The sequence below is a fragment of the Piscinibacter sp. PDB5-1 genome (assembly GCF_056676035.1).
Genome location: NZ_JBWVZL010000005.1, coordinates 49718 through 61799 on the forward strand (window position 1 = coordinate 49718; position 12082 = coordinate 61799).

Consider the following 12082-nt stretch of genomic DNA (forward strand, 5'->3'; position numbering starts at 1 on the left):
AGTCAGCATGTTCGAGTGGATGGCCTGGACCCAGCCGGTGGCGATCTTCTTCACCGCCATCGTGGGGATGCTCATCGCGATGACGGTGTGGGAGATCAAGCAACCCACCACCGAGCGCAAGGGCTGGCTGCCCATGGCCACGACGCGCGGCGACCGGCTCTTCATCGGCCTTTTGCTCGCCGCCTACGTGCACCTCGCGTTCGTGGCCTTCAGCGAAAAGATGGTCGAGTGGTTCGGTCTGGCCGAAGAGCCCTCGGTGTGGATCGCCACCGCCGTCTCTGCCGCGCTGCTGACCCTCGTCATGCGCAAGGGCTGAGCTCTCAGCGACCGAAACCGAATCGACCGACGCAGCGGCCCTCCTTCCCAGCCGATGCGCCCTGACCTGCGAGACGGGAAGCCACTGAGGAGATCACTATGAAATTGCGCTTGAATGCCGTGGCTTTCGCCGCTGCCGCCTTGACGATCGGCCACAGCGCCTGGGCCGGTGAAGCCGAAGCCAAGAAGTGGATCGACAGCGAGTTCCAACCCTCGACGCTGACGAAGGATCAGCAGATGGCCGAGATGAAGTGGTTCATCGAAGCGGCCAAGAAGCTGCAGGCCAAGGGGGTGAAGTCGATCTCGGTGGTGTCCGAGACCATCACCACGCACGAGTACGAATCGAAGACGCTGGCCAAAGCCTTCAGCGAGATCACCGGCATCCAGGTCAAGCACGACCTCATCCAGGAAGGCGACGTGGTCGAGAAACTGCAGACCTCGATGCAGTCGGGCAAGTCGATCTACGACGGGTGGATCAGCGACTCTGACCTGATCGGCACGCACTACCGCTACGGCAAGGTCATGAACCTGACCGACTACATGGCCGGCAAGGGCAAGGAGTACACCAACCCCGGCCTCGACTTGAAAGACTTCATCGGCACCAGCTTCACGACCGGCCCCGACAAGAAGCTCTACCAGCTGCCCGACCAGCAGTTCGCCAACCTGTACTGGTTCCGCGCCGATCTGTTCGCACGGGCCGACCTCAAGCAGAAGTTCAAGGCCAAGTACGGCTACGACCTCGGCGTGCCGCTGAACTGGAGCGCCTACGAAGACATCGCCGACTTCTTCACCAATGACGTGAAGACCATCGACGGCAAGCCCATCTACGGTCACATGGACTATGGCAAGAAAGACCCGTCGCTCGGCTGGCGCTTCACCGACGCGTGGCTGTCGATGGCCGGCACCGCCGACATCGGCATCCCCAATGGCAAGCCGGTCGACGAATGGGGCATCCGTGCGTCGGCCGATGGCTGCACACCACAGGGTGCGAGCGTCTCGCGCGGTGGTGCCACCAACTCGCCGGCTGCGGTCTATGCACTCACCAAGTACGTCGACTGGATGAAGAAGTACGCGCCGAAAGAGGCCACCGGCATGACCTTTGGCGAGGCCGGCCCCGTGCCCGCACAAGGCCAGATCGCGCAGCAGATCTTCTGGTACACGGCCTTCACCGCCGACATGACCAAGAAGGGCCTGCCCGTGGTCAACGACGACGGCACGCCCAAGTGGCGCATGGCCCCCGGCCCCAACGGCCCGTACTGGAAGCAGGGCATGCAGAACGGCTACCAGGACGTCGGCTCGTGGACCTTTTTCGACAAGCACGACGAGAACAAAACCGCCGCCGCGTGGCTGTACGCGCAGTTCGTGACCGCCAAGACCACGTCGCTGAAGAAGACCATCGTGGGCCTCACGCCCATCCGCGAGAGCGACATTCAGAGCAAGGCCATGACCGACCTCGCGCCCAAGCTGGGCGGCCTGGTCGAGTTCTACCGCTCGCCCGCGCGCGTGGCCTGGACGCCGACCGGCACCAACGTGCCCGACTACCCCAAGCTCGCGCAACTGTGGTGGAAGAACGTGGCCGTGGCCGTCACCGGCGAAAAAACGCCGCAGGCCGCGATGGACACCCTGGCCGAAGAAATGGACCAGGTGATGGCGCGGCTCGAACGCGCCGGCATGGCCCGCTGCGCGCCCAAGCTCAACAAGAAAGAAGACCCGAAGAAGTACCTCAGCGACAAGGGCGCCCCGTGGGCCAAGCTCGCCAACGAAAAGCCCAAGGGCGAGACCATCGCGTACGACACGCTGCTCAACGCGTGGAAGGCCGGCAAGGTGCGCTGACCTGGGCAACTGCCTGGGGCGCGGCGCGCGCGAGCCGCTGCGCCCCGGTGCAGGCGCGACGCTGCGCGTGCCGCGTGGCGCGCACAGCGAGGGGTGATCGAGGAGGTTGGTGCCGGGGACCGTGGACGAGGGCCGCTGCAGCGGGGGTCACGGAGAAGGCGTCTGAATAGTTCAGCAAAAACACGGCCGGAATGAAGCAATACTTGGCGATCCTTGTCCGCTCTCGCGTCTGCCACCCGCCGGCCATCAACCATTTGCTGGCGAAAAATGCGTCCATGAGCGCAAAAGCTTGCGCTTAACCGCGCTTATCACGGCTCTCCTGTGAGACGCCTGTCAAGTTGCGCAAGCCACGAATCCTGAAAGCGGCGCTCGTTCACGCAGGCCGTACAGAAACCGCCAATAAATCGGCCAAATGCCGTCAACTCGGGATGGCCAGCTTTCGGCGAAGCCTTCTGGCACCAACTGTGGCGCGGGTGTGCGTCTCACCGAGTGCATGTTCGTCCCAAGCATCGACTGCTGACCCCACGCAATCGGAGTTACGCGTAGACCCCGTACCTCATCCGTTGCAAGAGGATCTTGACGGATTCGCAACCGGGCGAAGTGCTCAGCAGCTCGACCGGCCTTCTAAACCCCAACCCGATCGACTCACTGTTCAGCCACTCGCTGGCGGCCTCCGCACTGCCAAGCACCTGTTCCGCCATTGCGCGCGTGGACTCGACCCGATAGACAGCGTCTGCCGTACGTACGGCGATTGGCTTGTCCGGGTTCGATCGAATACGGTGGGCGGTGTGCGCGCTTATGCCAAGGACCTTCAGGATGGCGCCGACGGAGAGAGTGCCCCTGGCTGTTCTTGAGATGGTTTCAGTCAGCGCCCTGCCTGACAGGCCCTTCATCACTGCATCGTGGGCCGTGAACTCAGAGCTTCCAAACGCGCCGGAAGTCTCGTGATAGAAGCAGTCGGACGACCCACGCCTTTTGTCTCCGAAGACGTTCACCTGGCCGCACCCGGAAGTCTGCGAACAGTCCGAGGTCAGCTTCGCGGTCGAACGTGCGCTGTGCACCTTCATGCTCTGCTCCTACCACTTGTAGACGATCCTACACCTCCGGACGCAGAGCGGGAGTGGCGCAGGTACCAGGGGTGGTAAGGGGCCGGCTCACTTCCGCACTAGTGCGTCTCTGCACCATGGGAGCGGCCGCTATGCAGCGAATGCCGTTACTAGCGGCTTTCAGCCGGGTACACGGTGCGTGGCATGAAGCCGTCATCGGCTCTTCTGAAGTCGTGGCAACACCAATGACTGGTGTCGAGAGCGCAGCAGTCGTCCGCTTGTCAGCCCGGACCACGCCGCATCAACACGCAATGGAACATCTGCTGCTCGAAGGATCGAACTTGCGCTGTCGACCCGGCACTTCCGTAGCAAATGCAAATCTCCCGCCCTGAACCGGTAGGCAGTCCCGGAACAACCACTGAGCAAACACAACGTGCCCGTTGTGGAGGCCAAGCAGGCAACCTCCAGGAGCCATAAGGCGGGGTCGCACTGCTCGGGGCACTGCTGGAAAGCATGCGCTAGGCGAAGGGCTGCGTAGCCTACTTCTTCTTGCGGTTGGGCCGCTTCGCGGCGTCCTGAGCCTTGCGATGCCGCTTCTCGGCCTTCCGCCTCTTGCCTGCGTCGCGCTTCCGATCCGACGCCGGTTTGTCCACCACCCGGCTAAGCGCGACCCTCTGATCGTCGCCAGGGAACTCGTCCTGGCGAAGACTCCACTGCTCACCTTTGCCTTTCCACAATCCCAAATCGACGCGCATTCGCTCGAGTTGCGCGAGGTCAGCTGCGCTCCAAGACTCCTGCGAGTAGACCATCAGGTCCTCTGCACCACCCTCGTAGTCCTTGCGCGGATTGTCTAGAGCAATGCCTACGAAGACGGTTCCGAGGGGGGCTTTCAATTTGGCGGTTCTCACATAGGCGTGGAGGACGCCGCGGCGATAGGTGCGGTACTCATCGTAGGTTTCCGTCGACCGCTTGGGCACAATCACGAAGACGAAGACGGTCTCGCCGGCAATGCCCCCATACACGACCCTGCCAAGGCGCATGCCAGGCTCGACTCGGTCGAGGGCGTTGAAGAGGGATATGGCCAGTTGCCTTCGACGGTAGCGCGACTCCGCGGCCATGAGGCGCAACCCATGCTCAGTCTCGGCGTTGGTTTGCACGAGGTACGGCCTTAAGAGCGTCGGGTCACCGTAGTCGATAAATCCGTCGATTAGCCGATCCCAGCCGTAGCTGATGCGGTCTACTCGCTGTTTCCGCTGGTAGCCGATGTTCTCAGTGAGGGCATCATAGGAACCAGCGTCGAAGACGATGGCGCCCGGGGGCGATTCGCCGTCGCTGACGTCGAAGAACAAGTGCTCCTGGCCATCGGCATCCGTTGTCCGCAAGTACGCCGCCAGCAGTTCCTCCTCGCCGGTGGCGCTGACCATGATGCCGGACGTGCCAAGCAACGCCTGTCTCTTCCTCAGGTAGTCCAGAAAATCGACGACGGTGTCGAGCTCGCTTAGCACCAGCTCAATAGACACCTCGTCGAAGACGTGGACGAAGTGTTTCTCTGGCTGTGGTATGCCGACGACGAAAGGAAGCTCGTTGTGGGCATCTCCCTTCACCGCGTTGTTCACAGCGAACGACCCGCGGCCTGCCCCTCCGTTGTGTGAAAGCGCGGAGTCACGGCTGCCTCGGGTCACGGCCACCAGATGGAAGGTAACGTCCTTGGCGGGGACGGGGACCGGCAACGGTCTAGTGCACTTCGCGTCCAAAAAGGCGCGCTGCGGGAAACGCTCAAGCCAGAGCTTTGCACCATGGAGTTGCCGGCACGACTCCAACACCGCCTTCTTGTACCAGCGCGGCCAGGCTACTTTGAGCCCCTTGGCCTCGTTCAAGAGGATGTGTTTGTCCGAGAACAAGATGACATCTTTCCCGAAGACGACGAGCGCATCGCATAGCTCTTTCGTGGCACCCTTGCTGTTCTTGAAACCGTCGTCGGTGTAGACGTTCGTCTGGGACCAGAGGCGCAGAAACGTCTTCCTGCACAGAGCAGTAAGGATGCGCTCGGATTCATTGACCCCTTCCGTCTCCAGTAGGTCGAAGAGCTTCGCTGGTTGTGCTTCTTCGGCTTTTGGGCCCATCATGTGCCTCAGTTCCGATCGGATCGCGTCGTGGAAATCATCCCATGCGGTGGGTGGCTTGTTGCTCTCGGCACGGCCGCATAGCGTAGGCACCGTACAGTGTTTACGCGGGCGGATAATTTGCGGCAAGCTGATCGGCGCCTCAAGGGCGCCGTCCTCTTTCCAGACGCAGAACGGTCTGGCCGGCGGCGACCACTTGGCTCTTCTCGCCTAGCGCCTCAACGACAGCGCAGTCGCTGTTGGATCTGGCCGCGCCAAGAAAGCCGCGAAGGCCGCCTGCCAGCCATCGGCCGCAATCGTCTAAGGCGTCCGTCTCAAGGTCTCCGCGTGGATTGCCGACACCTACATCACCGTCTGCGGCCTAAGGATTCAAATCAGCGATTCCAAGAATGCGCATGATTTCGTCAAAGCTACGGTCGCATTGAGCGGCGAGATCCTTGAAATGCGCTCGCAATGTTCCATGCGCAGCCCGCGCTTGTCTCTCTTCCTTGTCCTTCTCTTCGACTGAGCTGTGGGCTTTGAGGATGCTTCTCAGTGCATGCAGCCTACTCAACGGTGTGAGCAGAGCTTTGGCCTCGTCTACGGTCTTTCCGGACACCACAGCAAGTTCCGCGACCACGCGCAGGGAGGCCCAGCTTGCCTCTGCCTTTCGCCCATTGGACTCGAGCAGCTTACGCAGGGGTTTGACCTGGAAACCTTCGACGAGCATCTGGTCGAAGGCCATGATCTCGTTGGCCCACTCAAGGACCGAGTCCGTAGCTGGATGCCGAACAGCATCCATATGCCCTTCAGAGCGCGGCTGCCACCAATCAGGAGGCGTGGTGTTCAGCTTCCTGATCTTGTACTTTAAGCGGCTGAGGGGGTCGTATTCCGAGCTGAACTCACCAAGAATGTCGCTCTCATATGCTCTTTTTGATATCGACCCGTTCGGCCATTCGTTGAAGGACTGCCAATAGCGCTGCTCCTCAATCGGAAGACGTGCCAGGTCACCGATGTAGGCGTGCACTTGGCCAGCCTCGTTGATGTCATAGCTCTTCAGGTGCCAGGCATTGCGGCATGTGATCGAACGGTCGTTAAGGCTGTACTTCTCAGGGTCCGCCTTGAACCGGTGCAAGACGTCGGCACGAAAGAACGCAGGCGATATCTCCCAGGGCAGGTTGGACTTCTCAAAGTAGTTGGAAAGGAACTCCGGTGCACAGGAGGTTTCGACCTCGCGGTTGTTCTTGCGATCGAAGATCTTGAAGGTGGCGTAGTCCCTCTTTCTGTTGGGACTGGACTCCGCCTCCCACTCCGCAATCAAGTCCTGCACGGTGATCGTCGGGCGAACGATCATGCGCCCGTTCACGTAGCTGGCGTTGTGGATGCCACCGCCGTGGTAGAACAAGTCCGGAGCCCTACGATCGATGCGCTCGTGGTCGCCCCAGCCGCCGAATGCGGGACTGAAGCGGGTGAAGTCAAAGAAAAAGACCAGTGCAAAGCCACCGAGCGCCATGTATCTGGCAAGGTCTTCTGTGAGTATGGTGACCGCCACCAGCTTCTCGCCGCTCGAAGCAATGTCCGCGCGGAGGATGCGGATGACATCTTCAATATCGCCTCGTGAATCCAGCCGGCAGTAGGCGTTCCGCTCTGCCACGAAGTGCAAATCCAGGGCATGCACGAGTTTTTGGCTCAATTCCACCGCCCGCTCGCCCTTGTCCACACCATGAAAGCTGCGTTGGTAGACCAGCTTCTCGCCACCTGCGAGGGACTTGCTCGACCCTAGCGGCGGCTCCAGATATACGCGGTGACCTTCTCCACCGCCGTAGCTCTTCTGGATCGCCCAGGCCTCATCGGTACTGACAAACCGGTTCATCAAGTCCTGTTGATCTGCCGGTGTGACCTGCTGAACATGTGCGAGCACGGCGTGAATGAGCACAGCAGGACCGCCAGCGTAGATCACGATTTCGTCGCTCTGAGCGTTCTGCTTCAGGAATTCGACTGAGTCTTCCGCGCTTACAAGCCATTTGGTCGCATCCGAGGCAGGAGCATGTGCAATGGCCTTCAGTGCTGCAATGTTGAGTCTCCTAGCCATTCGCAACCGCCTCCGAGTTCCTGTGTTGGATTTGTAGCGCAACTTCCTGCGCCTAACGGTGATCGCGTATCAAGGACGAACAGGCCTATGGAAGGCCGGCAGCCGCGAAAAGTTCGGTCTTCAGCCACGAATCCAAAGTCGATATCGTCACGAAATGGGTCGGCACCGGGTAGGGCGTGTGAACCATCCAATAGTAGATGTCCCGACTCACGTAGAGCTCAACATAGCGCTCTGGAACGTTGGTGGGCCTTGGCCATTCCAGCAGCTCCAGCATCCGACTTCTGTGCCGCTGCAAGAACGCCCCTCTGCGGAGAACTTTTCCAATCTGTCCCTTGTCGTCTTCTTTGCGGCCGAAGATCTTGTCGCGCATTCGGCGACCATCCTTCATCGTGTATGCCGGCTGGTTGTACTTGCACTCTACGGCGACCAGCAGGTTGTGCTCAGGCCAGTACCCAAGGACGTCAAAGTCGCCGACATCGTCGAAGCCTTCTGCTCGGAACTTCCTGTAGAAGTCGATGCCTCGCGCGACGTAAGGGGTATGCCGGCGGAAGACCTCCTCGCCGCGGTACTCGAGCCGCTTCTCTATCCCGGCTTTCACCTGTCGAACGGCGGGTTCGATGTGCGGCCAGCCGAACTCGGCCGGCAGATATCCATCGCGCACCGACGACATCCAGTTGTACATGCAGCGACTCGCGGCCTCAGCTCCCCAGCGCAGCTCATCACCGACCTGCACCAGGGGGCGTATGGCGTAGCGGTGAACGCGCTTGCTGTGCTCCCAGTAGGGAACTTCCACCTCCTGGACTTCGCGTCCGGCGAGCCGCAACAGCCCGGTTTCTGAGAGCGTAAGGAAGGCAACGATGCGGTCTGCTTTCTCTCGTCCAAGGTCTCTGACCTCGGAATCAAGCTTCGCAGCCAACTGGTCTGCACTGGCACCGTACGAAAGCGCTAGCTCCCCGGAAAAACCGTGGCGCTGTGCTTGAGCGAGCACGGATATTGAAGTGAACAGGTCCGACAGGGTGAATCCAAGGTCAGTCTCAAAGGCCTCGTTGAAATCGGGCGATTCCAAGAGGGCCTCTGACTCACCCTCTACCACGTCCTTGCGGTTCTCGCCCAGTCCCAAGCGAGTCTTGGCGTACTCACGCGCGAACCGCATCTCCCGGTCTTTGGGGCCGTCGGAGTAGAAGACCTCCGGGATGAAGGAGTCGTTGATGACGACGCCTGCAACATCGACGCCGTTGTGAAGTACGTCGCTGGCACTCGCGAGCGACATGAGCCAGTCAACCTTGCCCACCAACTCGCGCAGCACATCGGGGGTGACGTCCACGCGTCCAGATGCCTGGCTGCTGACGGTCTTTTCCAAGAGATATCGGTAGTGGCGAGCGATGGTGCCGTACTTCTTGCGCGCCTCCTCAACGGCGTCAACCCGGTCGTAGTCGACCTCGTGGGAGAGGCTCTGACGGGCACGCTCAATCCGTCCTCGCTCGGTGGCCAGAAGCGCATCGTGCTGTTCGATGCATGCTCGGAGCAACTGTTGGCGGTCGAGCTGGGCGAGACGTTCCTCGATGCGACGCCTGAACTGGGCGCTGGCCAAGTCAATTTTCTCCTTGGCCTCCGCAAGCGCATATCGACCAGGCGCCAGTCCCAGATCCCTGATCACCTCAGCGAGCTGTTTTCGGGCCAGCTTGTAGTCCGACATCCGTGGCATGACCAACGATGGATGGTCAGGAACGTCCACACGTCGAGTCGCAACCCGGAGCGTGTAGCGTGCAAGCTCCCCCGCCGTTGAAAGAACAGCTTCCTCCAGCCCTTGCGGCAGCTCCAGGCCAAGAGCATCGTGGCTCTTGCGGATCGTCTCCGCGAGGCACTGCACCTCGAAACTTCCGTCGGTCGCGTCGGTCAGCCCTGCCAGCACTGCACGAACATCAACGTCGATGTGAACAATCGCAGCTCTACCCAAGCTTCCTTCCGCGGAGGTGACGACGGGACTTGCCTTGAGCGCGTTTGAGTCCGCTTCATCGGCGCCAACAACGGTACTGGAAGGACTGCGCCCGCAAACGAACAGGACATGCTCCAGCTGGAAGAGCGGCGCGATAGCCAGTAGTTCGCGGCATCTGAAGGAGCAATCTGCAAGGATCTGGACGAAGAGGTCGACCATGCGTCCGTCTTCTAAGTCGAGGTCATGCTTTATTTCCAGCAAGGCTTGAACAGTGCAACACGCGATGTGAGTGGAGTAGGCGAGGGCCTTGCGACCACGCGAAGTCATCTCAATGACACCCTCAGTCCCCTCGCCCAGGCGCCAGGTTGATCTGCGGTCGGGGAAGACGCGAGGTGCTCGTGACCAGAAATCAGCAAGCTCCTTGAAACGCCATGAGGTGCCCCAGCTCGGATCAAGGCTGATCATGGTGGGCTCGATCGCCCCGTCGACCAGGACCGCATCGGTGTCGCGGAACGAGGCGAAGAGGTCAGCAGGCCCGCGCGAGAAGGGATTCAGGGCGGAACTCTGCCCATCGCAGAAGGCCCAGTAACGTTCCAAGTCGTCGAGGTTGCTCAGGCTATCGAAGATGGTGATGAAGTCCGCTAGCGGCAACAGCCGCAGCGGTTTCCGCGGGAGGTTGAGCATCCCCGGTGAAGTTCCCTCCAAGGTCGGCACTAGGATGATGTGTAGCTCGTCTGCGGATGGGCCGCTCACGCCGTCCTTCGAGAGCAGGACCTCTGGGCCCCGAACCAGCTTGAAGCGAGCCGTTCCTCCCCGCTTGACCTTCCCCAAGACTCGACTGGCCGCGGCTGCTTGTTCATCCAGCAGATCGTGGCGGCAGGCGCAGATCAGGTAGACGCCGGTTTTCGCCGAGATCACGCAGCTGATGGTCAACTCGGCGCACACCTCGCCGCCGGTCACCAGCATCACCGGTCTTGGCAGGGTGTTGTCAAAGCGCTCAGAGGCGAACCGGCCGAGCGTCAGATGCACTTGCGGCGTGACACCCGAGGCCTTCCTGTTCTTGTTGGCCCAGTGGTCGACTACCACTCCTGGCCCGCTCCTCACGGCGACTGGATACCACGTGCCGGCTACGTTGACGCCCAAGAACGGCGCAGCCTCTCCAGTGAAGGCGGCATTGCCAAACTCTGCCCAGGTCAACGGTGCCTTGTAGCTCCCAAGTTCCGCATCCAGGTCCGCTCCTGCTGCTTGGCGCCATTCAATGCTTTTTTGACCGACGTTCTGGAGGACCTTGCAACACGCGGCCCAAAACTCTTCCGGCGGCAGTTCTACCTGGCCGCCCTCTGCGTTGGCGGCAGGTGCATGCGCGAGGTGAGGGATGGCTTCGATGATCAACGCCTGCAGAGCGATGACCAAGTCCATCTGGGCCAGCGCAACAGGCTCATCCGCGTAGCTGATGCGGAACGCCTCAATGAAGTCGGGGACCCGTTCGATGCTACTGCCGTAGAAGATGGGAACGAATCGACCGCCCAGGCGGACTTTCGTTTGCCCCCAGTCAGCCTCGGGGGAGAAGTCCTCGAGAGTGGGAAAGTGTGGCCATTCGGCGTACAGCGCGCTCGCAAACGCCCTGAAGTCCGCGTAGGTCTCGATTCGTCGGTTGCCACGCCCCTGAAGAGGCATATCTAGGAAGATGCACCAAGCGAACGCGTGCTTGAAGTGGCAGCCCGCATTTGCCGGCCAAAGTTCGGACACGCCGATCGCATTCGCCACGTCGGCGGGAACGTAGCTGCCTATAAGGGCGCGGATCTTCTGGACCTGGGCAAGAAAAGTCTTCTCCACCTCCTTGAGCCTGCCAGGCTGGTCGTGCAGGCTCGTCGGTTGGCGCAGCAGGAAACCGGGATCTTCTGCGTGCTTAGCAAACCGACGCTCGCGCTTCTCCCTGGACTTCTTACCCACGGGGCCTCCCAGATGTTCTCGGTGATTTTGTCTCTAAGGAGGGTCTAAAAGACACTGGCCGAGGGAGCGGTAGGCGGCCTTTGCAGCTTCCTTGCCGCGGCAAGTCCAACCTGGCCGCGGCCTTGAACAAGACGTCTTGCGCGTTCGAACCGGCCACTTTGGGGACCGGAACAGGCCAGAGGCGCCTACTCGGCAGCGCTGCGACGCCCAACGGCCGGTTCCGGGGGCATGGTTGCCAGCTAGGCCGCTGCATGTCGTTCGCCCGCTTTTGGCAGTGACAGCGGTCCTTCGTCCGCGACCGCGCCCGTAAGACTCGTTGGCCGGCCGGTCACGAGTGAGGAGCGGTCATCGGAGCTGCCGACCAATGTGAGACCGCTTGTGGCCGGAACCGTCGCTCAACCGAGGAGGCAGAGTCGCAGCACCCAGTCTGAAGCTGTCACGAGTGGCTGAGGGCTCAGCACACGATCACCTCAGCCGGACGCCCCCATTGAGGGGGCATACGCGAAAGGAACTCAATCGCAGCGCCCGCCGGTGTTGCATCGGGCAGCGCCTGTCGAAGGCCGGCCGCCAGATCCGTGGCCAATTCATCGCTGACAAGCGGTGCCATCCGCTTCAGTATCTCCGCGGCGCGCTCATCCCATTCCCGCATTTAAGTCCCCCTCTAGTTTTCGGTGCCGGAAATGTTGCCGCCCTGGGGAAGGTATGTCTTCACCCTGCCGGGGTGCCCCCCACTTGAGGGTGAAAAGGGAGGGTTGCATCTTGACTTGCAGATGAGGCCGCTTGGCTCTGGCTAACCACCTATACA

At 61.1% G+C, this 12082-nt stretch carries 6 protein-coding genes; 2 read left to right on the plus strand and 4 right to left on the minus strand.

Annotated elements, in window-relative coordinates:
- Window positions 1–7 precede the first annotated feature (7 nt).
- Window positions 8–316, plus strand: coding sequence for a DUF2160 domain-containing protein (locus tag AC1KAT_RS19135; protein WP_480328582.1), 309 nt, complete (start codon window positions 8–10; stop codon window positions 314–316).
- A gap of 98 nt (window positions 317–414) precedes the next feature.
- Window positions 415–2148 carry an ABC transporter substrate-binding protein gene (locus AC1KAT_RS19140; RefSeq protein WP_480328583.1) on the plus strand — a complete coding sequence of 578 codons (1734 nt, stop codon included), beginning with the start codon at window positions 415–417 and terminating at the stop codon, window positions 2146–2148.
- Between the two features lie 536 nt (window positions 2149–2684).
- Here the strand turns inward: AC1KAT_RS19140 and AC1KAT_RS19145 are convergent.
- The 4 genes from AC1KAT_RS19145 to AC1KAT_RS19160 all read right to left on the minus strand — a co-directional run bounded on the left by AC1KAT_RS19145 (window position 2685) and on the right by AC1KAT_RS19160 (window position 11277).
- Complete coding sequence (locus AC1KAT_RS19145; RefSeq protein ID WP_480328584.1) at window positions 2685–3215, minus strand: antitoxin Xre/MbcA/ParS toxin-binding domain-containing protein; 531 nt, start codon at window positions 3213–3215, stop codon at window positions 2685–2687.
- Between the two features lie 518 nt (window positions 3216–3733).
- The gene (locus tag AC1KAT_RS19150) at window positions 3734–5317 is read right to left on the minus strand and encodes a hypothetical protein (RefSeq protein ID WP_480328585.1); all 1584 of its coding nucleotides are present in this window, start codon (window positions 5315–5317) and stop codon (window positions 3734–3736) included.
- A gap of 361 nt (window positions 5318–5678) precedes the next feature.
- A complete protein-coding gene (locus AC1KAT_RS19155; protein ID WP_480328586.1) occupies window positions 5679–7388 on the minus strand; it encodes a hypothetical protein in 1710 nt (569 codons plus the stop codon).
- Window positions 7389–7473: 85 nt separating this feature from the next.
- On the minus strand, window positions 7474–11277 hold the full coding sequence (locus tag AC1KAT_RS19160; RefSeq protein ID WP_480328587.1) for a hypothetical protein: 3804 nt from the start codon (window positions 11275–11277) through the stop codon (window positions 7474–7476).
- Window positions 11278–12082 lie beyond the last annotated feature (805 nt).